The sequence below is a fragment of the Paenibacillus sp. FSL H7-0942 genome, from assembly GCF_045040715.1.
Classification (GTDB): Bacteria; Bacillota; Bacilli; order Paenibacillales; family Paenibacillaceae; genus Paenibacillus; species Paenibacillus amylolyticus.
The window spans coordinates 346,193-369,378 of sequence record NZ_CP150279.1; the positions used below are offsets into that span (position 1 = coordinate 346,193).

13 protein-coding genes, 17 tRNA genes and 3 rRNA genes are annotated in these 23,186 nt (G+C 48.3%); 29 read left to right on the forward strand and 4 right to left on the reverse strand.

Features of this window, described 5'->3' with window-relative positions; all coding sequences use genetic code 11:
• The first annotated feature begins 106 nt into the window (after positions 1-106).
• From MHI48_RS01620 to MHI48_RS01740, 25 genes are all read left to right on the forward strand, one after another.
• A complete protein-coding gene (locus MHI48_RS01620) occupies positions 107-928 on the forward strand; it encodes a transporter substrate-binding domain-containing protein (protein WP_405142824.1) in 822 nt (273 codons plus the stop codon).
• A 23-nt stretch (positions 929-951) separates the two neighbouring features.
• Entirely contained in the window at positions 952-1,608 is a 657-nt protein-coding gene (locus MHI48_RS01625; RefSeq protein WP_338707557.1) for an amino acid ABC transporter permease, read from the forward strand.
• 141 nt (positions 1,609-1,749) lie between these two features.
• On the forward strand, positions 1,750-2,970 hold the full coding sequence (locus MHI48_RS01630; RefSeq protein WP_076329977.1) for an ornithine--oxo-acid transaminase: 1,221 nt from the start codon (positions 1,750-1,752) through the stop codon (positions 2,968-2,970).
• Complete coding sequence (gene rocF / locus MHI48_RS01635; protein WP_083677620.1) at positions 2,960-3,925, forward strand: arginase; 966 nt, start codon at positions 2,960-2,962, stop codon at positions 3,923-3,925. The genes MHI48_RS01630 and rocF overlap by 11 nt, the downstream gene beginning before the upstream one ends.
• A gap of 616 nt (positions 3,926-4,541) precedes the next feature.
• Positions 4,542-6,094 (forward strand): 16S ribosomal RNA (locus MHI48_RS01640).
• Positions 6,095-6,403: 309 nt separating this feature from the next.
• Positions 6,404-9,331, forward strand: a 23S ribosomal RNA gene (locus MHI48_RS01645).
• Between the two features lie 78 nt (positions 9,332-9,409).
• Positions 9,410-9,526: ribosomal RNA gene (gene rrf, locus MHI48_RS01650) — 5S ribosomal RNA — on the forward strand.
• The 16S, 23S and 5S rRNA genes sit together here with 17 tRNA genes alongside, the layout of an rRNA operon.
• A gap of 59 nt (positions 9,527-9,585) precedes the next feature.
• Positions 9,586-9,659, forward strand: a tRNA-Ile gene (locus MHI48_RS01655).
• Between the two features lie 33 nt (positions 9,660-9,692).
• Positions 9,693-9,768, forward strand: a tRNA-Ala gene (locus MHI48_RS01660).
• Position 9,769: 1 nt separating this feature from the next.
• Positions 9,770-9,845, forward strand: a tRNA-Asn gene (locus MHI48_RS01665).
• Positions 9,846-9,848: 3 nt separating this feature from the next.
• A tRNA-Ser gene (locus MHI48_RS01670) sits at positions 9,849-9,940 on the forward strand.
• 15 nt (positions 9,941-9,955) lie between these two features.
• Positions 9,956-10,027 (forward strand) — tRNA-Glu (locus MHI48_RS01675).
• Positions 10,028-10,033: 6 nt separating this feature from the next.
• Positions 10,034-10,109: transfer RNA gene (locus tag MHI48_RS01680), tRNA-Val, on the forward strand.
• Positions 10,110-10,125: 16 nt separating this feature from the next.
• A tRNA-Met gene (locus tag MHI48_RS01685) sits at positions 10,126-10,199 on the forward strand.
• A gap of 26 nt (positions 10,200-10,225) precedes the next feature.
• Positions 10,226-10,303 (forward strand) — tRNA-Asp (locus MHI48_RS01690).
• Positions 10,304-10,326: 23 nt separating this feature from the next.
• Positions 10,327-10,402: transfer RNA gene (locus MHI48_RS01695), tRNA-Thr, on the forward strand.
• 97 nt (positions 10,403-10,499) lie between these two features.
• Positions 10,500-10,575, forward strand: a tRNA-His gene (locus MHI48_RS01700).
• Between the two features lie 11 nt (positions 10,576-10,586).
• A tRNA-Gln gene (locus MHI48_RS01705) sits at positions 10,587-10,661 on the forward strand.
• Between the two features lie 9 nt (positions 10,662-10,670).
• Positions 10,671-10,746 (forward strand) — tRNA-Lys (locus MHI48_RS01710).
• A 9-nt stretch (positions 10,747-10,755) separates the two neighbouring features.
• Positions 10,756-10,842: transfer RNA gene (locus MHI48_RS01715), tRNA-Leu, on the forward strand.
• 8 nt (positions 10,843-10,850) lie between these two features.
• Positions 10,851-10,925: transfer RNA gene (locus MHI48_RS01720), tRNA-Gly, on the forward strand.
• Positions 10,926-10,931: 6 nt separating this feature from the next.
• Positions 10,932-11,008: transfer RNA gene (locus MHI48_RS01725), tRNA-Arg, on the forward strand.
• 16 nt (positions 11,009-11,024) lie between these two features.
• A tRNA-Pro gene (locus tag MHI48_RS01730) sits at positions 11,025-11,098 on the forward strand.
• A gap of 12 nt (positions 11,099-11,110) precedes the next feature.
• Positions 11,111-11,181: transfer RNA gene (locus tag MHI48_RS01735), tRNA-Gly, on the forward strand.
• A 184-nt stretch (positions 11,182-11,365) separates the two neighbouring features.
• Positions 11,366-11,971, forward strand: a complete 606-nt coding sequence (locus MHI48_RS01740; RefSeq protein WP_076329870.1) for a short chain dehydrogenase — start codon at positions 11,366-11,368, stop codon at positions 11,969-11,971.
• A 224-nt stretch (positions 11,972-12,195) separates the two neighbouring features.
• On the opposite strand, the gene MHI48_RS01745 is transcribed toward MHI48_RS01740, so the two are convergent.
• The 4 genes from MHI48_RS01745 to MHI48_RS01760 form a co-directional block, all read right to left on the reverse strand.
• On the reverse strand, positions 12,196-13,245 hold the full coding sequence (locus MHI48_RS01745) for an ABC transporter substrate-binding protein (RefSeq protein WP_083677607.1): 1,050 nt from the start codon (positions 13,243-13,245) through the stop codon (positions 12,196-12,198).
• 94 nt (positions 13,246-13,339) lie between these two features.
• Positions 13,340-15,022 (reverse strand): helix-turn-helix domain-containing protein, encoded by a 1,683-nt coding sequence (locus tag MHI48_RS01750; protein WP_076329872.1) that lies wholly within the window; start codon positions 15,020-15,022, stop codon positions 13,340-13,342.
• Positions 15,023-15,394: 372 nt separating this feature from the next.
• Complete coding sequence (locus MHI48_RS01755) at positions 15,395-16,255, reverse strand: hypothetical protein (protein WP_076329873.1); 861 nt, start codon at positions 16,253-16,255, stop codon at positions 15,395-15,397.
• A gap of 146 nt (positions 16,256-16,401) precedes the next feature.
• The gene (locus MHI48_RS01760; protein ID WP_076329874.1) at positions 16,402-17,310 is read right to left on the reverse strand and encodes a LysR family transcriptional regulator; all 909 of its coding nucleotides are present in this window, start codon (positions 17,308-17,310) and stop codon (positions 16,402-16,404) included.
• A gap of 357 nt (positions 17,311-17,667) precedes the next feature.
• Here MHI48_RS01760 and MHI48_RS01765 point away from each other — a divergent pair, with 357 nt between their 5' ends.
• From MHI48_RS01765 to MHI48_RS01780, 4 genes are all read left to right on the forward strand, one after another.
• Positions 17,668-18,684 carry an ABC transporter ATP-binding protein gene (locus tag MHI48_RS01765; RefSeq protein WP_076329907.1) on the forward strand — a complete coding sequence of 339 codons (1,017 nt, stop codon included), beginning with the start codon at positions 17,668-17,670 and terminating at the stop codon, positions 18,682-18,684.
• 70 nt (positions 18,685-18,754) lie between these two features.
• A complete protein-coding gene (locus tag MHI48_RS01770; RefSeq protein ID WP_076329875.1) occupies positions 18,755-19,828 on the forward strand; it encodes an ABC transporter substrate-binding protein in 1,074 nt (357 codons plus the stop codon).
• A gap of 88 nt (positions 19,829-19,916) precedes the next feature.
• The gene (locus tag MHI48_RS01775; protein WP_076329908.1) at positions 19,917-21,587 is read left to right on the forward strand and encodes an iron ABC transporter permease; all 1,671 of its coding nucleotides are present in this window, start codon (positions 19,917-19,919) and stop codon (positions 21,585-21,587) included.
• Entirely contained in the window at positions 21,584-23,161 is a 1,578-nt protein-coding gene (locus tag MHI48_RS01780) for an MBL fold metallo-hydrolase (RefSeq protein ID WP_245838470.1), read from the forward strand. The genes MHI48_RS01775 and MHI48_RS01780 overlap by 4 nt, the downstream gene beginning before the upstream one ends.
• Positions 23,162-23,186: the final 25 nt, after the last annotated feature.

Genomic DNA, 23,186 nt, shown 5'->3' on the forward strand with positions numbered 1-23,186 from the left:
AGAATGTTTGTTAGTATTACTTACATATAAGTCCATATATTGTCTTATGTATATTGTATACAAATCATTATGTTACTCATTCAAAAAAAGAATAGGGGTATGATGTGTGAAAAAAGTGCTCTTGCCAATGATGCTGTTGTTAGTGGTTGTATTCATGTCCGCATGTGGGCATGAAAAAACGACAGAGACCGGATCAGACGCTACTTCGTCTTCGGGCAGTAGCTCTGCGGAAAAGGAAGTCATTGTACTTGGAACCAGTGCGGACTATGCACCCTATGAATTTCATAAGAAAATCGATGGTAAAGATACCATTGTAGGTTTTGACATCGAGATTGCCAAAGCAATTGCGGCTGATCTGGGAGCCGAGCTGAAGATTGAGGACATGGACTTTGATGGCCTTCTTATGGCCCTCGGTACAGATAAGGTTGATTTTGTGATATCAGGCTTAACCCCTACCGAAGAACGAAAGAAGAATGTTGATTTTACGGATATCTACTATTATGCAGAGCAGGCTGTACTTGTTAGAAAAGGGGAAGATACGGCATTAAAGTCCATAGATGATCTATCAGGCAAGCAGGTTGGTGTACAAAAGAGTTCCATTCAGGAAGGGATTGCTCGGGAAATAGAGGGAGCAAAGCTCACTTCTCTGGCCAAAATACCTGAACTGATTCTGGAGTTGCAGACGGGGCGTGTAGACGCACTCATCCTGGAGAAGCCGGTGGCTGAACAGTATGTGAAGAACCAAGAGGGGCTTGTTGTTGCAGGTGTGAAGATTGAACAGGCTGAAGACGAGGGTGGTTCGGCCATCGCGGTGAAGAAAGGTAATCAGAAGCTGCTGGATCAGATCAACACTACATTGGAAAAGCTCAAAACAAACGGAGATATTGAACGGTTCGTCGTTGAAGCGAATGAGATGCTCGGCGAATAAACCGGACGAGTGAGGGATATGCCGTGAATTTAGATTTTTCCTTTCTATTAGAACATTGGCAGGATTATGCACGAAGTGCGTGGGTCACGCTTGAACTTTCCTTCTTCGGCGTATTGTTTGGTACGTTGCTGGGTGTAATCATGGCGCTAATGCGAATATCCCGAATATGGCCAATTAAATTTGTGGCATCGACGTATATCGAACTCATTCGGGGAACGCCAATGCTCGTACAGATTCTTATTATTCATTATGGTCTGACGGTTGTAGGTGTGAACTTGCCGGCATTTATGTCGGGGGTGGTAGCTCTGACGATGAATAGCTCGGCTTATATGGCGGAGGTGTTCAGGGCCGGGATTCAAGCGATTGATAAAGGACAGACTGAAGCTTCGCGCTCCCTTGGTATGACAAATGGTATGACACTTCGTTATATTATACTGCCGCAGGCTTTTCGTAACATGCTTCCAGCCATCGGTAATGAATTCATTATTATCATTAAAGATTCTTCGCTTGTCTCCATGATCGGCATAGCCGAGATTATATACACGGCCAGGACGATTCAGGGTGTTACGTTCCAGCCGCTTGCTCCGCTGCTTGTTGCCGCCGGCCTCTATTTTATAATCACATTTACACTGGCTAATTTACTCTCTTGGTTGGAACGTAGACTTTCTACTTCTCGCTAACTATGGATAAAGGATTGGATTCGAGAAAGGCTTGGATTAGGCTGGAGTGGAAAAAGAGAGATGTAGTCGTAAATGGCGATGGTATCGCATACATTGTTATTGTATTTTGTATACAATATTTTGGAAAGGTGTTGGGTGTGTATGTCAGATTCCAAAATGTTAATTGATTGGTCGGAGCGTTATGCTGCACCTAATTATCATCCGCTCCCAATTGTAATTGAACAGGCAGAAGGGGTATGGGTGGAAGACCCTGAAGGCCGCCGTTATATGGATATGTTAAGTGCATACTCTGCATTGAATCATGGTCATAGACATCCTTTGATCATACAGGCGCTCAAGGATCAGGCAGATCAGGTTACGCTGACATCACGGGCATTCCACAGCAGCTCAGCTTCTCTTTTTTATCAGAAACTCTCACAATTCACGGGGAAATCGAAGATTCTCGCCATGAATACAGGAGCGGAAGCGGTGGAGACTGCGGTGAAGGCGGTACGTAGATGGGCTTATCGTTGCAAAGGTGTACCGGGAAATCAAGCCGAGATTATCGTATGCTCTGGTAACTTTCATGGAAGAACTCTGACGGTTACGTCTTTTTCTTCTTCAGCGGAGTATAAAAAAGATTTTGGACCGTTCACACCTGGATTTCGGATTATTCCCTATGGAGATATAGAAGCGCTGAAGCAGGCCATTACACCAAATACGGCTGGTTTTCTTGTAGAGCCTATTCAGGGCGAAGCAGGAATCGTTATCCCGCCTGATGGATATTTGGCAGAAGCTTTTGCTCTGTGTGAGAGCCAGCAGGTGTTGACTGTATCTGATGAGATCCAGACCGGATTTGGAAGAACAGGTCGCCGTTTTGCCTCCGACTGGGAAGGGGTTGAACCGGACATTTGGATTATGGGCAAAGCGCTGGGGGGAGGAGTCATGCCGATCTCGGCTATTGCTGCTGATGCGGAGATACTTGACTTGTTTGAGCCGGGGTCTCATGGTTCTACGTTTGGGGGTAACCCACTCGCCTGCGCCGTAGCTATAGCAGCTCTGAAAGTTCTTGAAGATGAGAAGCTTGCCGAGCGATCGGAGCGTCTGGGGAACTATTTTATGAAAAGACTTCGAGATATTCGCAGTTCAGCCATACGGGATATTCGGGGGAAAGGCTTGTTTATCGGTGTTGAACTGCATGAACCAGCCCGCCCTTATTGTGAGCGTTTGATGTCTGCTGGACTGCTGTGTAAAGAAACGCATGAGACAACCATTCGATTTGCCCCACCACTGACGATTAAAGAGTCCGAGATTGATTGGGCACTGGAGAGAATTGAGCAGGTATTGATCACCAAAGAGGGAGCTGACCTACATGAAAAATGATGATGATGTCCATGGTGGAATAAAAGATACTTCTATTGATACAAGTCAAACATCTGTGCGACGTAATATTGCTATCATTAAGGTTCCTTTTGGACTCGGTGGAGCAAGAGGTGGAGCAGAGTTGGGGCCGGATGAATTGATTACAGCTGGACTGAAGCGGGAGATTGCGAGTCTTGGGCTAGTGCTTTCCAAAGAAGTGCGGGTAGATTGTCCTTCTGAACCAGCTGCCCCTATTGAGCGAAATCGTGTAAAACACTTAAATGAGGTACGTCAGGTCAGTGAGAAGGTGTGTAGTGAAGTATCAGGTGCAGTAGAGGAGGGGGCTTTTCCACTTGTGCTTGGGGGAGATCATAGTGTAGCGATTGGTACTTTTGCCGGGCTAACAGCACATTATTCGAATTTGGGTGTGATCTGGTTTGATGCGCATGCAGACTTGAATACGGAAGAACGCAGCTTGTCCGGTAATATGCATGGGATGAGTGTGGCTGCATCCTTGGGGCATACTGCATTCAATCTGTCGCACATTGCTGGAGCAGGCGCGTTTATTGATCCGTCCAACTTGGTCTATATTGGTCTGCGTGATCTGGATGAGTATGAGAAAGAGCAGATTAAGGGAATGGGAATCCGAGCATTTACGATGCATGATATTGACCGGATGGGAATAAAGCAAGTTATTGAGGAAGCAATAGCTACAGCGGGAAAAGGGACAGATGGTATTCATGTCAGCTTCGACATGGATTGTCTGGATCCGCGGGAGGCTCCGGGTGTGGGCACCCCAGTACCTGGTGGTCTGAATTACCGAGAGGCACATTATGCATTGGAGATACTTGCTTCCACAAATCAAGTTACGTCGATGGAACTGGTTGAGGTGAATCCGTTGTTTGATCACAATAGACATACGGCAAGGCTTGGTGTGGAACTGATCGCTTCCTTACTTGGTAAGCGCATATTGTAAGCACTGAGAAGTGAAACGGAATGTGTAAGCTGTGCCCAAGGAATATACTTTCTTATTTATTATAGAAGGAAAGAAAACTGAGATCTCCGAAAACTAGGGCTAGTCACAATCAATTGTTCACTGCAATCGCAGTGGAAGTGGCTTCCCTGGTTATGTTTAATGGATATGTATATTAGAAGCGCCGTAATAAGGATGCTGAGAGTGATTTCTATAATACAGGAGCGTCAGATTACATATTGTGCTGATGATGTGGGTTGATTATCATTTTTGAAAAAAGACTTGCAATTGAAATCTGTACATGATATATTCTAATTCCGGCCAAGAAAACACGGTTTACACGGTGCGGCAAGCGAATGAAATAAGCTTCGAAAGAAACTTAAAAAAAGAGCTTGCAAAGTTGGTTCGGACATGATATTATATAAGAGTTGCTGAAGAGAACGACATTCGGTAACGAAACAAGTTTGATCTTTGAAAACTGAACAACGAGTGAGTGAACATTCTGCTTGCAGAATGAACGCGAAAGTTTGAGACAAGCCTTGGCTTGAATCGGCTGGAGCACAAATGAGATTTTTAATCTCGTCAGATTCAAAATGAGCTTATCGCTCTTTTCAATACTTTATTGGAGAGTTTGATCCTGGCTCAGGACGAACGCTGGCGGCATGCCTAATACATGCAAGTCGAGCGGACTTGAAGAGAAGCTTGCTTCTCTGATGGTTAGCGGCGGACGGGTGAGTAACACGTAGGCAACCTGCCCTCAAGTTTGGGACAACTACCGGAAACGGTAGCTAATACCGAATAGTTGTTTTCTTCGCCTGAAGGAAACTGGAAAGACGGAGCAATCTGTCACTTGGGGATGGGCCTGCGGCGCATTAGCTAGTTGGTGAGGTAACGGCTCACCAAGGCGACGATGCGTAGCCGACCTGAGAGGGTGATCGGCCACACTGGGACTGAGACACGGCCCAGACTCCTACGGGAGGCAGCAGTAGGGAATCTTCCGCAATGGGCGAAAGCCTGACGGAGCAATGCCGCGTGAGTGATGAAGGTTTTCGGATCGTAAAGCTCTGTTGCCAGGGAAGAACGCTTGGGAGAGTAACTGCTCTCAAGGTGACGGTACCTGAGAAGAAAGCCCCGGCTAACTACGTGCCAGCAGCCGCGGTAATACGTAGGGGGCAAGCGTTGTCCGGAATTATTGGGCGTAAAGCGCGCGCAGGCGGTCATTTAAGTCTGGTGTTTAATCCCGGGGCTCAACCCCGGATCGCACTGGAAACTGGGTGACTTGAGTGCAGAAGAGGAGAGTGGAATTCCACGTGTAGCGGTGAAATGCGTAGATATGTGGAGGAACACCAGTGGCGAAGGCGACTCTCTGGGCTGTAACTGACGCTGAGGCGCGAAAGCGTGGGGAGCAAACAGGATTAGATACCCTGGTAGTCCACGCCGTAAACGATGAGTGCTAGGTGTTAGGGGTTTCGATACCCTTGGTGCCGAAGTTAACACATTAAGCACTCCGCCTGGGGAGTACGGTCGCAAGACTGAAACTCAAAGGAATTGACGGGGACCCGCACAAGCAGTGGAGTATGTGGTTTAATTCGAAGCAACGCGAAGAACCTTACCAGGTCTTGACATCCCTCTGATCGATGCAGAGATGTATCTTTCCTTCGGGACAGAGGAGACAGGTGGTGCATGGTTGTCGTCAGCTCGTGTCGTGAGATGTTGGGTTAAGTCCCGCAACGAGCGCAACCCTTATATTTAGTTGCCAGCATTTCGGATGGGCACTCTAGATAGACTGCCGGTGACAAACCGGAGGAAGGTGGGGATGACGTCAAATCATCATGCCCCTTATGACCTGGGCTACACACGTACTACAATGGCCGGTACAACGGGCTGCGAAATCGCGAGATGGAGCCAATCCCAACAAAGCCGGTCTCAGTTCGGATTGCAGGCTGCAACTCGCCTGCATGAAGTCGGAATTGCTAGTAATCGCGGATCAGCATGCCGCGGTGAATACGTTCCCGGGTCTTGTACACACCGCCCGTCACACCACGAGAGTTTATAACACCCGAAGTCGGTGGGGTAACCGCAAGGAGCCAGCCGCCGAAGGTGGGATAGATGATTGGGGTGAAGTCGTAACAAGGTAGCCGTATCGGAAGGTGCGGCTGGATCACCTCCTTTCTATGGAGAATCGTTTCCTGCAACGGAAACATTCAAATACGCAGCTTAGCTGCAAAACACTCACTCGTTGTTCGGTTTTGAGAGCTCAAACTCTCAAACAGCTTGCTTTTGCATGGAGCTTGTTCTTTGAAAACTAGATATCGAAACGAAACAAACGCGAATTAGAACATTCCTTTAAGCTGAACTTGTGCAAACAAGTCAAGTGTATAAAGGTAGTTAAATTGCTTTTGTGAGGGTATCGGGTGAGAGCGACTTTTGGCTTTGCGCAAGCAAAACAAGGGAAGCGAGCGACCGAAACCGGAACAAAATGGTTAAGCTACTAAGAGCACACGGAGGATGCCTAGGCGCTAGGAGCCGATGAAGGACGTGGCGAACAACGAAACTGCCTCGGGGAGCTGTAAGCAAGCTTTGATCCGGGGGTGTCCGAATGGGGAAACCCAGCTGGGGTAATTTCCAGTTACTCACAACTGAATACATAGGTTGTGTAGAGGCATACCAGGGGAACTGAAACATCTAAGTACCCTGAGGAAGAGAAAACAATAGTGATTCCGTCAGTAGCGGCGAGCGAACGCGGAGAAGCCCAAACCAAAGAGCTTGCTCTTTGGGGTTGTGGGACGTCTCACATGGAGTTACAAAGGAACCGGTTAAGCGAAGAGGTCTGGAAAGGCCCGCCAAAGAAGGTAAAAGCCCTGTAGTTGAAAGTCTGTTCCCTCCGAGACGGATCCCGAGTAGTGCGGGGCACGTGAAACCCCGTATGAATCCGGCAGGACCATCTGCCAAGGCTAAATACTTCCTAGCGACCGATAGTGAAGCAGTACCGTGAGGGAAAGGTGAAAAGCACCCCGGAAGGGGAGTGAAATAGAACCTGAAACCGTGTGCTTACAAAAAGTCAGAGCCCGTTTTAGGGGTGATGGCGTGCCTTTTGTAGAATGAACCGGCGAGTTACGTTCCCGTGCAAGGTTAAGGTGAAGAGCCGGAGCCGCAGCGAAAGCGAGTCTGAATAGGGCGACTTAGTACGTGGACGTAGACCCGAAACCGGGTGATCTACCCCTGTCCAGGGTGAAGGTGCGGTAACACGCACTGGAGGCCCGAACCCACGCATGTTGAAAAATGCGGGGATGAGGTGGGGGTAGCGGAGAAATTCCAATCGAACTCGGAGATAGCTGGTTCTCCCCGAAATAGCTTTAGGGCTAGCCTCGGAAAACAGAGTCGTGGAGGTAGAGCACTGATTGGGTGCGGGGCCCGCAAGGGTTACCAAGCTCAGTCAAACTCCGAATGCCATAGACTTACTTCCGGGAGTCAGACAGTGAGTGCTAAGATCCATTGTCAAAAGGGAAACAGCCCAGACCATCAGCTAAGGTCCCCAAGTGTGTGTTAAGTGGGAAAGGATGTGGAGTTGCACAGACAACCAGGATGTTGGCTTAGAAGCAGCCATCATTGAAAGAGTGCGTAATAGCTCACTGGTCGAGTGACTCTGCGCCGAAAATGTAACGGGGCTAAACACACCACCGAAGCTATGGCTTGATGCTTTGCATCAGGGGTAGGGGAGCGTTGTATAAGGGTTGAAGGTGTACCGTAAGGAGCGCTGGACATTATACAAGTGAGAATGCCGGTATGAGTAACGAAAAGATCAGTGAGAATCTGATCCGCCGAAAGCCTAAGGGTTCCTGAGGAAGGCTCGTCCGCTCAGGGTAAGTCGGGACCTAAGGCGAGGCCGAAAGGCGTAGTCGAAGGACAACAGGTCGAAATTCCTGTACCACCGTAAGCCGTTATGAGCAATGGGGGGACGCAGTAGGGTAGTGACGCGGACTGATGGATGTCCGTCTAAGCAGTAAGGCTGATGTGTAGGCAAATCCGCACATTGTAAGGCTGAGCTGTGATGGGGAGCGAAAATTATAGTAGCGAAGGTCATGATCTCACACTGCCAAGAAAAGCCTCTAGCCAGGTGATGGTGCCCGTACCGCAAACCGACACAGGTAGGCGAGAAGAGTATTCTAAGGCGCGCGGAAGAACTCTCGTTAAGGAACTCGGCAAAATGACCCCGTAACTTCGGGAGAAGGGGTGCCCCGGTAGTGTGAATAGCACGAGGGGGCCGCAGTGAAAAGGCCCAAGCGACTGTTTAGCAAAAACACAGGTCTGTGCGAAGCCGTAAGGCGAAGTATACGGGCTGACGCCTGCCCGGTGCTGGAAGGTTAAGGGGAGTGGTTAGGGAGCAATCCCGAAGCTGTGAACCGAAGCCCCAGTAAACGGCGGCCGTAACTATAACGGTCCTAAGGTAGCGAAATTCCTTGTCAGGTAAATTCTGACCCGCACGAATGGCGTAACGACTTGGGCGCTGTCTCAACGAGAGATCCGGTGAAATTTTAATACCTGTGAAGATGCAGGTTACCCGCGACAAGACGGAAAGACCCCATGGAGCTTTACTGCAGCTTGATATTGAATTTGGGTACGATCTGTACAGGATAGGTGGGAGCCTTTGAAACGTGAGCGCCAGCTTGCGTGGAGGCAACGTTGGGATACCACCCTGATCGTATCTAGGTTCTAACCTGGTACCGTAATCCGGTGCGGGGACAGTGTCAGGTGGGCAGTTTGACTGGGGCGGTCGCCTCCTAAAGAGTAACGGAGGCGCCCAAAGGTTCCCTCAGAATGGTTGGAAATCATTCGAAGAGTGCAAAGGCATAAGGGAGCTTGACTGCGAGACCTACAAGTCGAGCAGGGACGAAAGTCGGGCTTAGTGATCCGGTGGTACCGCATGGAAGGGCCATCGCTCAACGGATAAAAGCTACCCTGGGGATAACAGGCTTATCTCCCCCAAGAGTCCACATCGACGGGGAGGTTTGGCACCTCGATGTCGGCTCATCGCATCCTGGGGCTGAAGTAGGTCCCAAGGGTTGGGCTGTTCGCCCATTAAAGCGGTACGCGAGCTGGGTTCAGAACGTCGTGAGACAGTTCGGTCCCTATCTGTCGTGGGCGTAGGAAATTTGAGAGGAGCTGTCCTTAGTACGAGAGGACCGGGATGGACGTACCGCTGGTGTACCAGTTGTTCCGCCAGGAGCACCGCTGGGTAGCTATGTACGGACGGGATAAACGCTGAAAGCATCTAAGCGTGAAGCCCCCCTCAAGATGAGATTTCCCAGTATGTAAGACCCCTTGAAGACGACGAGGTAGATAGGCTGGGGGTGGAAGTGCAGCAATGCATGGAGCTGACCAGTACTAATCGGTCGAGGGCTTATCCAATAGCAAGTTGTAATTCGCGTGTTTCGTTTCGAATCTAGTTTTCAGAGAACGATCTCTGAATGTAAGCTAAGCTATGCGTTTGGTGGCGATGGCGGAGGGGTTCCACACGTACCCATCCCGAACACGACCGTTAAGCCCTCTAGCGCCGATGGTACTTGGACCGCAGGGTCCTGGGAGAGTAGGACGCCGCCAAGCGATTTCCCTTTGGGGTATTTTTTTTGCCCCCCTTGCCAAGGAATAAGGGATATATATTAGGGCCCTTAGCTCAGTTGGTTAGAGCGCACCTCTGATAAGGGTGAGGCCGGTGGTTCGAGTCCACCAGGGCCCATAGCAAGACCACAACAAGAAATACACAGTGTATGGGGCCATAGCTCAGCTGGGAGAGCGCCTGCCTTGCAAGCAGGAGGTCAGCGGTTCGATCCCGCTTGGCTCCACCATTCCCTGATAGCTCAGTTGGTAGAGCACTCGACTGTTAATCGAGTTGTCACAGGTTCGAGCCCTGTTCGGGGAGCCATATGGAGAGGTGTCCGAGCTGGCCGAAGGAGCACGATTGGAAATCGTGTAGGCGTCACAAGCGTCTCGAGGGTTCGAATCCCTCTCTCTCCGCCAGATATTTTTTAGCAAGGCCCGTTGGTCAAGGGGTTAAGACACCTCCCTTTCACGGAGGTAACAGGGGTTCGAATCCCCTACGGGTCATAATATGGAGGCTTAGCTCAGCTGGGAGAGCATCTGCCTTACAAGCAGAGGGTCGGGGGTTCGATCCCCTCAGCCTCCACCATATAACTTTATAACGACGCGGGGTGGAGCAGCCCGGTAGCTCGTCGGGCTCATAACCCGAAGGCCGCAGGTTCAAATCCTGCCCCCGCAATTATACTTTCCTTGAGAAAGTGATCTGGAACCGTGGTGTAGTTGGCCTAACATGCCTGCCTGTCACGCAGGAGATCGCGGGTTCGAATCCCGTCGGTTCCGCCATTTTATAATTAAATATACACCGTGCCGGTGTAGCTCAACTGGTAGAGCAACTGACTTGTAATCAGTAGGTTGGGGGTTCAAGTCCTCTCGCCGGCACCATTTTTAGTATTTACATCTGAATTTGTGATAGAATGTATATTACAAGTGAAATTGTTAATACTAAGATTCTCTTAGTGGATGAATGGCTTACTCTATGGCGGTCGTGGCGAAGTGGTTAACGCACCGGTTTGTGGATCCGGCATTCGGGGGTTCAATTCCCCTCGATCGCCCCATGATTTTTTAATGGGGATTAGCCAAGCGGTAAGGCAACGGACTTTGACTCCGTCATGCATAGGTTCAAATCCTATATCCCCAGCCATTTCATTACGAGTCATTAGCTCAGTTGGTAGAGCACCTGACTTTTAATCAGGGTGTCGAAGGTTCGAGCCCTTCATGACTCACCATTATATTTTGCGGTCGTGGCGGAATTGGCAGACGCGCACGGTTCAGGTCCGTGTGGGCTAACCCCCGTGGAGGTTCGAGTCCTCTCGACCGCACCATATGTTTTGCGGAAGTGGCTCAGCGGTAGAGCATCGCCTTGCCAAGGCGAGGGTCGCGGGTTCGATTCCCGTCTTCCGCTCCAATATTTGCGCCCTTAGCTCAGCTGGATAGAGCGTTTGACTACGAATCAAAAGGCCGGGAGTTCGAATCTCTCAGGGCGCGCCATTATTTTCATAAGTATCGGGATGTAGCTCAGCTTGGTAGAGCACCTGGTTTGGGACCAGGGGGTCGCATGTTCAAATCGTGTCATCCCGATTTTTTTTATTTGCGGGTGTAGTTCAATGGTAGAACTTTAGCCTTCCAAGCTAATAGCGTGGGTTCGATTCCCATCACCCGCTTCCTAGTAACATATAGAAGAGCTTTTGCTTATAGCAAAGGCTCTTTTTGTGTTAAAAAGAATAAGTGTAATCTATTTAAAATAGGGTCAATTGTCATTTGATTAAGGATGGAATCTTTGTTTAAATAAATAGAACAATTCGTATCTGAATAACCATATTTATTTATAAAGGAGGACAAACAGTAATGAAAAGAGCTCTGGTCATTGGTGGAAACGGAACGCTAGGTAAAGCTGTTGTTGCGAAACTGAGAGATTATTCTGTTGAGGTTATTACAGCAGGTAGACAATCCGGAGATGTTCAGGTGGATATGACCTCGACAGAGAGTATCACTACCCTTTTTGAAACGGTGAGAAATATTGATTACGTCATTGTGGCGGCGGGCCAGACCCATTATGCGAAACTCGAAGAACTTACACCTGAGAACAATATGATTAGTGTGCAGGGTAAACTGCTTGGACAGGTCAATATCGTATTGATTGGACAGCACTATATTAACGACAAGGGGAGTTTCACGCTGGTCAGTGGCATTATACAAGACCACCCTATTGAGCAAGGTGCATCAAGTGCTATGGTCAATGGGGCTATTGATTCGTTTGCCAAAGCGGCAGCGTTTGAGTTACCAAGAGGCATTCGTTTGAATTCGGTTAGTCCTAATCTGTTTGTAGAGTCGGCGGAAAAATATAAGGATTTCTTTATTGGATTTAATCCTGTACCTGTAGAGAAAGTGGCTAATACGTTTATCCAGAGTGCACTTGGGATTGAAACAGCCCAAAATTTCAAAATATATTAAAAGCTGGACAGTTATTTATGATTTTGATGAATACCTATCCCTAATTATTTGTAGGAAGAGAAGGGTGTACATGAAATGCATTTAAATGTTAAGCATGTAGAATGATTTTTCCTGAAACAGGACTGAATGAGGCCATATGGAATATTAAATATAAAGGAGATCCACCGAAAATCCGGTGAATCTCCTTTTGTTTGTTGTGGATGAAATAGTCGGTATGTTTGGAATCAGGGAGCAGGTAGTCCAAGAACTTCGAGCATTTCATTGCGTTTGAGCGATTCGGCAATGGGGCCATCAATAAGCCATTTCTTAGCATTGAGGACATAGACATGACCATTTTGGACAGCGGGTAGGCTTTTCCATACTTGGAGTTGCTGGATTTCGTTGAGTTCATCTTTTGTTTTTTGCAACGCTTCAGCTGACCCATCTGAGCTAATAGACACGATAAACAGATAGTCTGCTTTGATTTCAGGCAAAAGTTCTACCGAGATACTGGCATTCATCCGATCCGGGTTCTCTGCCTCGAGTTTGGTAACGAGAGCATCGGGAGTGAATCCAACCTCATAACCCGATCCTACATAACTGGAAGCTGGAAATGGCGTGGATGGAATAGAAGAGAAGAACAAACGCATATCCTTCTCTTCCAGGCGCAGGAATGCAGCTGTAGGTTTGGTCTTGGTGATATCGGCTGCGAGCTTCTGAGCTTTAGTTACTTGATCTTTATTTTTTTGTAAAAGCTGTTCAGCCCGCTCTTCAATATCTAGCGCAGTAGCTACCTGCACGATAGATTCCTGCCAATTACGGCGATCATAAGTGATCGTAGGCGCGATCTTCTCGAGTTGTTCGAGAATTTTGGCATCCAAACTGGCATTGGCAATAATGAGGTCCGGATTGGCGCTAACTACAGCTTCAAAATTGACACTTTCATTAATGGGTTCGACAGCTACGCCTTGGGCTTCAAGTTGCTCATTCAGATAATCTTGCCGGCCAATAGGTGTAGCAAGTACCAGTGGTACCTCCAAGGAGAGGAGAATATCCTCCATATTAATGGACACAATTCGTTCAGGATGTGCCGGGATTTCTTTGCTGCCACTGGCGCTCTCCACGGTCTTAGTAGCTGATTCAGTGGATGAGTCGCCATCTGTACCCGCAGCTGATTTTACGCCATCTGCAGATGGCTGCGAAGTGCTTGCAGGTGTCTGCCCACACGCAACAAGTAACATGGCGAGTATGAACAGTATCCCCGTTATTTTGACATAATGCAGTTTGTACATCATAATCCCCCTGTGTTTCTAATGATATTGATTCTCAGTACACTTTATATTGTAGCGGTCTCATGTTGGGGGAGACATAGCCTTCTGTGCTATCCGGTCATGGATTAATGTGCTGAGTACCACCAAATAGTTTCAGGGTTTCATTGACAATCTGATCATGAGCATATGGTGAATAATCCAACCAAGGCATTTCATCTAGCAGATATACATGCTTGTTCTGCACGGGCATCAAATCTTGCCATAGCTGAGTATGTTGTAGTTTATGCCAACGTTGCTGGGATTCTGAGTCCTGATCCACAATCAGTAACATGCGATCTCCAACCATTCGAGGCAACTCCTGTTCATCCAATGCGCGATAGACTTGCCCTGGAAGCAGATCGTGTGAAGGGGACACACCGAGATCGTTATATAGAACAGCACCCCCATTGCGTCGCCCGTAGATTAACAGATGACCCATCATGATATGAATGATGGAGACCGTATCCTTACCGATGAGATGACTAAGCATTTCTTTGGCATGGGTTACTTTGTCATCATACTGCTCCAACCACTGCTGAGCATCTTGTTGCTGTCCCACAATGGAGGCAACTTGTATGAAGTGTTCCCGCCAGCTCAATCCTTTCCATGGGATAACGATGGTAGGCGCAATTCGCTGTAGCGTTCTTTTTAACGTATGGGCTTCGTACTCATTACAGAGTATGAGGTCAGGGCTCGCTTGCATCAACAACTCAACGTTGGTTTGCCAGATACGAGGATTCATGCGTTTGCTACGTCCCAGATGATAAGGGATATTCGAGAAAAACAGATTCCTGTGTTGATCCCGTCGGTTATCGATCAATGCCGCATGGGGGATGATCTGTAATGCCAGCAGATGGCCAGTGGTTCCGAAGGAGAGAGCGGCAATTTTACTGCGTTTCTGTCGTTGATAGGTAGAGGGAGACACGCCAACATATTTTTTGAATTTGCGACTAAAGTAAAACTCGTCCTGAAAACCAACCTGTGAGGCGATATGTTTGATGGTTTGGCCGGGGACGAGCAGCATCTCTTTGGCCCGGTCCATGCGGATGCTATTCACGTATTCCATGGGACTGATGCCAGTGCTGTTTTTGAATACCCGCGAATAGTGCCACACACTCATGCCTGCCACTCCGGCAAGAACTTCACGAGAAAGATGCTCAGCATATCCAAGCTCAATAAGTTCAAGCGTTTGATCCAAAGCAGAGGTGTGTTCGGAATCTCCTATTGCACTTTCTTTGGGAGGAGCATACACATGGGTTAACAATTCATGCATCAAAGTCTGAATACGAAATGGACGATTTTCTTGAGGTACAGAGATGCATTCATGGAGCTGTGAGGCAATTCTAGTACATTCCTGAAAAAGTTCATGCGGTAACTCATCGGCATAAGCCGAACGAAGTAACCCTTTTTGGTATACCTCCATTACAGTAGATCCGGAAGTAGCTTTATTGATGTCGGAGAGAGGCTTCAACATATCAAAATATATCGCGATGCCCTGTAAAGGATGAACCTCATCCGTTGTATATTCTATCGCTGTTCCTGGCAGGATCAGATACATCTTGCCGAGTGTGGCATGATTCAGCCTGTGCCCAATACGAATATCAGCTTCACCACCAGTACAGATGAGCAGAAGATGTGAGTCCGCTAATACGAATGGGGCAAGAAAAGACGCTTGATCGAGAACTTCGGATGTCTTGAATCTTGCATATAGGTCACGGGTATGGTCACCGTTAGATATCAGTGGAAAGACTTGCAAAGTCACCAGAATCCCTCCTTAACTTACCATAGTAACATTACATATGATGTATTTGAGAATAATTATCAATTATCGCATATTGTCATACAAATAAGTAGTCCATATGATAATATGAAAATGAAATAGCGAAATCTGATCATTGAACCGCGTAACTTTCCACTATAAATTGAATTGATATAGGTTACCGAGTTGTAGAATAGCCAATACATAGTGTCCATCATCCAAACTGTTAAGCGAATAACCAGTAAAATCTCAACTGATGTTAATCGTAGAATTACTTAAATAACAGATCATTTAATTCACTACGGAAAAAAAGACAAGCCCTCTCCTACGGTGTCCGCAGGAAGAGGAGCTTGTCTTTTTAATTAGAGCTAGCGATTAGTATCTTTCCAGAATCGTCTGTGTTTTCAAGCCATCAGCCGGAATCAGCCAGTTGTTGTTCTCCAGCAACTGCAACAGTTGGGTACGCAGTCCGGATACGGCTACAGTATCATCGGTTTTGAAAGAAACCTCTACGATATTCTCAATACCTGTACCTGCTGCGTCACGGATCGGCCATACTTCGAGTGTAAGCTCTTGACCACTCCATGTACCTTCATATCGTTGGAATGTGATTGGACCATATGCACGGGATTGAGTCAATTGCTGCTTGCCCCAGTTGGAGGCAGACCAGTTTTTCAATTTGCCCGGGAGCTTGTCCAGTAACATGTTCAAGGCTTCTTGCTGGGAAGGAAGTTGGACTCCTGTCGCTTTGGTATCGACTTTTTTGGTGTTGGAGAAGCTCAGCGTCTGTTTGCCGTATCCCCAATCAATTTCAGCCTCGTAGTTATCATCCGATTTATCAAATCCCTCTTGGTTAGCCAGAGTCAGCGCTGCGTTGATATCGCCATTGATCACAGGGTAGCGTTTTTTATAAGTCAATTCGTAGTTATTTTTATCATCCTTTTTGCGAAAACGAACGTTCCATCCTTGTTGATCCAATCCGAGAGCATTGGTGTCGAAGTACTCTACGTTAATATTTCTTGACGTGGAATTTAGGCCGAGTGTCTGGATCACTTCACTGCGTGGTGTCCCATCTGTATTCAATACAAGTTCCGGCTTGGCCAGAAACTTTACTTCATATGCAGGAACGGCATTGGCAGCAGCTGAAGCCTGGGGTGCTCCCAGAAATGTCATTCCACTTCCCAATGTTACGATGCTCAGCATCAATGAGGCGGTTACCTTTTTCCACTTTTTCAAAACCAATCACTCTCCTAATCTGAATTAACGTACAGACTCACTTTATCGCCTGAATATATGAAAGCGATTAAAGGGAAGCGCACATTGCGTTAACCCTGCATAGATTTGATGAATGGCAAACGATAGTTTATAGCGGATCAGGGCAATCAGCCATGGAAAATAGGAGAGCCGTGACTCACCTCTCGTAGCACTTCTTTGAAGCGGTTTACCTGAACGGAAGGGTGGCGGTCCTTGTTATGTACCGTATAAATATGGCGCGGCGCTTGTTCTCCGGGAATGGGAAGAACCTGAATGAGCCCGTGCTGTTCCTCCCACTGTACTGCCATCCGAGACATGAATGAGACATGCCCCCCGATTAACACGAGCTGTTTGATCGCTTCCAGGGAATCCATCTCCACGGTACTCCGCAAACGAATATCATGTTGCGCAAGCCATTGATTGGTTAACCGTCGTGTACTGGATTCATTGCCATGTAAGGCAAAGGGAATCTGCGCGATATGATCAGGTGTTAATGCATCCTTCTGGGCCAGTTCATGTTGTGGAGAACAGATCAATACCAAGTCATCTTTACACAGCGTCTCAGCTTGCAGGGCGGGTCCAACAAATGGCTCGGAAGAGATCACCCCCAGATCAATTTGATGTCGAATTAACATCTCGCGAATAACAGGTGATGGTTTGACGGATAAGACAATACGAATGCCCGGGAATTCCTGAGAAAAGGTGTTGAGTATGGTAGGCAGCAAATATGTAGCCGGTACATAGCTTGCTCCAATGTGCAGGGTGCCCCGATAGAGACTGTCATATTCCTTTACGACCCGCCTTGCCTCTTGGGTCAGAGCATTGATTTTGACGGAATAGTGGAGCAAAGCCTGTCCGGCTTCGGTTAAAAAGGTCTTTCCACTACGCGATTCGAATAATCGCACGCCCATCTCTTCCTCCAATGACTTCATATGAAATGTAACGGTGGGTTGCTTGATCCCCAGTAACTCGGCCACGCTTGTCATGTGATGATGCTTATCGATCAGCTCAACAATTTGCAATTTGATCAGATTCAATGTCCCGACACTCCTCTCACTTCTACTATATAAATTGAACTAAAGATTATTTACACAGACACTACGATGACAGAACAACCTTCCAATCGCTGTTATCCCCAGATTTTTTTGATTCCCTTTCTCAAGGGAAAATCCGGTGATAAAGGCGAACGCTCCGCTTTTTCAGGTTTTTTCTGTCCTCTCCGTTATCGTGCAAATGATTAGTTCACCTACTATAGATTTAATCTATGAACATCAACAGAATTCATCTAAAAAGTTAATTCCAATTTTACATACATGAGATACAACTCGCGAAAGCGGACGTTAGACTGAGAACAGTGCAAGAGATTAAGTAACAGAAGACAGGCAGGGATGCTTATGAAATTAGAGATAACTGGAATTCAAAAATCATTTAATCAAACACCCGCACTGCTGCCGACAGATCTAACGCTAGAACATGGAAAGTTCACGACCCTGCTCGGCCCATCGGGCTGTGGAAAAACAACACTGCTCCGCATGTTGGCCGGGCTGGAACAGCCAGACGCGGGGGAGATTCGTGCAGATGGTCAGTGTATCTACTCTGCGGCGAAGCGGATTGATATACCAACACACAAGCGTAATCTGGGCATGGTGTTTCAGGATTTTGCATTATGGCCGCATATGACCGTATACGAAAATGTAGCGTTTGGCCTGAAGGCCGGAAAACAGAAATCTGATCTGCGGCAAAAGGTGAACGAAGCGCTTGGCATGGTTCGCCTGCAAGGCATGGAAGACCGATATCCTCATCAGCTGTCTGGTGGACAGCAGCAACGGGTTGCTTTTGCCAGAGCCGTAGCGGTTAGACCTGGTGTGATCCTGTTCGATGAGCCACTGAGTGCACTGGATGCTGTACTTCGGGAAGAGATGCGGATTGAGATGATGTCTTTGGTACGAGACATGGGATTGACTGCGCTGTACGTCACACATGATCAGATTGAAGCGATGTCGATGTCGGATGAGATTGTGGTGATGCAGAAGGGGCGGATATTGCAAAAGGGAAGCCCGGAAACGATCTACTCGGCGCCAAGTGATCCGTATGTCGCTTCGTTTATCGGAAAGTCCAACTGGCTCACGCCTAATCAATCGATGGTGCGTCCAGAGCATGTCACCTGGAACAAAACAGGTCATGACGATCTGTGTTATCCGGGAACTGTACTCAGCGTCAGCTATGTAGGTGAGCGTTATGAAGTACGAGTGCAGATGGAAGGGCTTGGCGTATGGACAGCCTATATGAACCAAAGAGTGCGCGTAGGGGAGCGTGTGCAGCTCTATGTAACCCCTGAACGGATATGCCGAATGGACGGTTATGACCACCCGAGTATGAAGCAGAACGAAGCGATCGCAGTGGCATATTAGATTGTTGAACGAGCACGCAGTTGGAAGCAGAAGTACACATTTTATAAGAAACCAGGGGAGATGGACGAATATGTTGGGTATGAACACACGAAAAAAGAGCGCAATGCTGTTATTGACAGCGGTAATGAGTATCAGTTTGTTCGGATGTAGTACAGGGAACTCGACCACAGGCAACGCGGCACAACCCGCGGGCGAAGGAAACACGGCAGCAGCGGCGGAAACAACGAAACCAGCTGGCGGCAAGTTGGTCTTGTACAGTGCTGGCCCACAGAAGCTGGCGGATAACATCGTGAGCGGATTTACAGACAAAACAGGGATCGAAGTTGAGATGTTCCAGGGAACGACAGGAAAAATTCTGGCTCGTATGGAAGCTGAGAAATCCAATCCGGTTGCAGACGTTGTGATCCTGGCCTCTTTACCTTCAGCACAGGCTCTGAAAACCGATGGACTGACTATGCCATACCCTGAAGCAGCCAATGCAGACAAGTTGAACAAGGACTGGTCGGATGCAGAGGGCAACTATTTTAGCAGCAGTGCTTCCGCACTGGGCATTGTGTATAACACCAAACTGGTATCTACACCACCAACAAGTTGGGCAGAGCTGGCTACGCCTGCGTGGAAAGATGCAGTGAACATTCCCGACCCTACATTATCAGGTTCAGCACTCGACTTCATCACAGGCTACCTGAGCGCGAATGGTGAAAAAGGATGGGATCTGCTGAGTGCCTATAAAGCCAATGGTGTAGCGATGGCAGGTGCCAATCAGGAAGCACTTGATCCGGTCATTACGGGTGCCAAAAGCATCGTAGCGGCAGGTGTGGATTACATGGCGTATTCCTCCAAGGCAAAAGGCGAACCACTGGATATCGTATATCCTGAGGAAGGCACGGTAATCAGCCCAAGACCGGCAGCGATTCTGAAATCCAGTCCAAATGTAGAGAACGCCAAAGCGTTCATTGACTACCTGTTGTCCGATGAAGCACAGAAGCTTGTTGCAGATGCTTATCTGATTCCGGGCCGCGAAGACATTGAAGCGACTAACCGTGCCAATGTGAAGGATATTCCACAGCTTAAAGTGGATTGGAACTGGATGAGCGAACATGGCGAAGAGACAGCGGCGCGTTTTTCCGAGACTTTTAAGTAAGAAGAACAAGTATAGAGACAATTAGGCAAAAGGAATACCTGCTGTCTGTGGAAAGTCATGTGAGGTGAACGTAGTGAAACCTGTTGGAATGGACAACAACCGAATTTTTCGGAGAGTGGGCGTGATTCTGGCCCTCTTTCTGCTGACCATAAGTATTGGCGTGCCGCTCTTGCTCATCTTCTGGAAAAGTGTGTATCCGGACGGGCAGTGGGATTGGATGGCTCCGATTCGCACGATTACCGGTCATCATCTATCAGGTGTATTGCTGAACTCCGTCTGGCTTGGCATCTGCGTTGTAGCGGTAACTACGCTGCTGGCGCTACCGCTGGCTTGGATGATGGCGAAGACCCGAATGGGCGAGCATCGCTGGGTCGATGTAATCCTGATGATTCCGTTCATGACTCCGCCGTATATCGGATCGATGGGCTGGATTCTGTTTATGCAAAAAGGGGGATATCTGCAGCAATGGGTGCCCTCATCTGCGGGTTGGAGTGAGCTGTTCTTCAGCTTCTGGGGCATGGTGCTCATCATGAGCTTGCACCTGTTCCCGTTCCTGTATCTGCTGCTTCGAGATGCGTTGATCCGCATCGGTGGCAATCTCGAAGAAGCGGGAGCTGTGCACGGTGCACGTGCAGGATACCGTTTCAGACGTATTATTTTACCCTTATTGTTGTCGTCCTACGGCATGGGGATCATGCTGGTCTTTGTCAAAACGATTGCGGAATTCGGAACTCCGGCAACCTTCGGGCGCAAGATTGGCTATTATGTCATGACCTCCGAGATCCATAAGTACATCTCCAGTTGGCCGATTGACTTCGGCAAGGCGACTTCGCTGGCATCGGTGCTGTTGTCCGTCTGTCTGGTGATGTGGTATATGCAGTCTGCCATGAGTCGAAAGTTCACGTATCGTCTGGTCGGTGGCAAAGGGCAACGTTCGAAGCGATATTCTCTTCGTGGCGGAGCAGGATTGTTATGCGGGGTGTATCTTGCGATTCTGTTGATCCTGTCGATAGGTATCCCGTATTTCTCCATCATTGCCGCTTCGACCATGAAGTTACGGGGATCGGGAATTGCATTTGATAATCTGACCTTGGATCATTACAAAGAGCTGTTATCTTGGGGATCGGTGAGCATGAAGGCCATCGGGAACAGTCTCGGTCTATCCCTTGCGGCTTCAACGGTCGCTGTTATTATCGGAACTGGATTTGCGCTGGCGATCGGCAGATCATCTTCATTCATGCAGCGTGTAATTGACTTGTTCAGTCTGTTGCCTAATACGGTGCCGGGTATCGTGATGGTCGTGGGTCTGATTCTGTTCTGGAACTCACCCTGGATGCCAGTTACGTTGTATAACACCTACGGCATGGTTGTGCTCACGTACGTTGTGCTCTTCTTGCCTTACACGGTGCAGTATGTAAAATCGAGCTTTACCCAGATTGACGGAACATTGTTCCAAGCTGGGCAAGTGTTTGGCGGGAAGCCACTGTATATTCTGCGGCGAATCCTGATCCCGCTGATCCTGCCCGGCATGCTGGCGGGTTGGATGATGACCTTTACGATTGCTACCCGGGAGCTGGTAGGTTCGTTATTGATTCTTCCGCCGTCGATGCAGACGTCGGCTACGTATATTTTTGCCCAGTTTGAACAAGGTCAGGTATCACTGGGAATGGCGATGGCCGTTGTGACTGTAGGTATGACGGTGCTGATGCTGCTTGGAATTGAACTGCTGAATTCAAAGAGAAAGTGGAATGCATCATGATCAAACTGAACGTATGGGGCGGTGCAGGGGAACACGGACGTTCGGCCTATCTCCTGAGCGGGAGCCAGTTCCACCTTTTGCTGGATTGTGGTGTGAAAAAAGAAGGCACGGGCGAGTATCCGATGATTGACCCGGAGATTGTCCCGCAACTGGATGCGGTCCTGTTGTCCCACGCCCATGAGGATCATTCGGTCGGCATCCCTTTGCTGTACAAGATGGGCTACCAGGGTGAAGTGTGGACGACGAGAGAGACGAGGGCGCAGCTACGTACGTATTTTGCCAACTGGCGAAGGTTTTCAGAACGTGTCGGAGAGAAGCTCCCTTACGATGAAGCAGATGAGCAGGCTATTCGTTATCGGTATCTGGAAGATGAGGTCGTATCCCAAACCTGGTTCGAACCCATTCCCGAAGTAAAAGTGATGTGGGGCCGGAGTGGACATCTGGCTGGATCGGTGTGGTTTGGGGTCGAAATGGAAGGTAAGCGGATTTTTTATTCCGGGGACTACACGTCAGAATCGATGCTTTTACAGGAGGATTATCCAGCGGAGGCGTTCTTACGGGAAAACATGATTCGTGAAGATACGTTGTTCGATACTCCGAGCAGTGAACAGTGGGGCGCGGAGGAACTAATTGCTATAAACAGTGGGCAAAAGGCTGGAGAACTCATAACGTCACCAGATCAGACATCTGTTGCATCAGAAGCGTCGTCAAGAACACTTGTATCCATGGAGATACCCATGAAGGAGAGAAATTTCACATCCAATGGAGCAGTCAGAGCAGGCAGAGCAAACGTAGCAGACGCTGCGCCAATATCTTCCGTCGTGATAGATCTGGCGATCGTTGATGCGGCCTACGGTACGGACCAGGATACACAGGCGGACAAACTTGAACAGCTTGAACGAGCCATTCGCCAGACGATTGCTCAAGGTGGAAAGGTGCTCTTACCCATGCCTGTTGTAGGGCGTGGACAGGAGATCGTACTGTGGGCACAGCAACAATTCCCAGCTATCCCAATCGTAGTGGAACAAGGGCTGGTGGAAGGGATGAAGCAGCTTATGCATGTTCCGTATTGGTTGAGGGAGAAGGGAGAGCATGTCATCGGAAGTTCGTTGAAAGACAAAATTGATTGCTTTCTGACCGGACGAGGATGGGAGCTGCCTACAACCACCCAAGAGCGGGAACAACTGTTGGAACATCATGCTGCTTCGCTATGGTTCATTCCGGACGGTATGATGCAGTCCTCGCTTGCCCGTTGGTACTATAGTCAATTATCGGACAGGGAGGAGAATCTGATTCTGCTCACTGGGCATGTTGCTCATGGTACATTTGCTGATAAGTTGCTACGGGTTCCTGACAAGTATGGAGTGTGTGATGTGCGGAAAATACGTTATAAAGTACATCAGGGCTGGAAGGATGTTGAACGGATGCTGCATCAGGTTCCAGCAATGCATACGGTCCTTGTGCATGCTGACCGGGCAGAGACGGACCGATTAAAAGAAGGTTTGCTCAGAAATAGCCCGTCACCGGGAACAGTGATACATTCACTGTCTGCTGGTGACGAGCTATATGTGTGAATTGTGCATGAATCGAATTGATGCG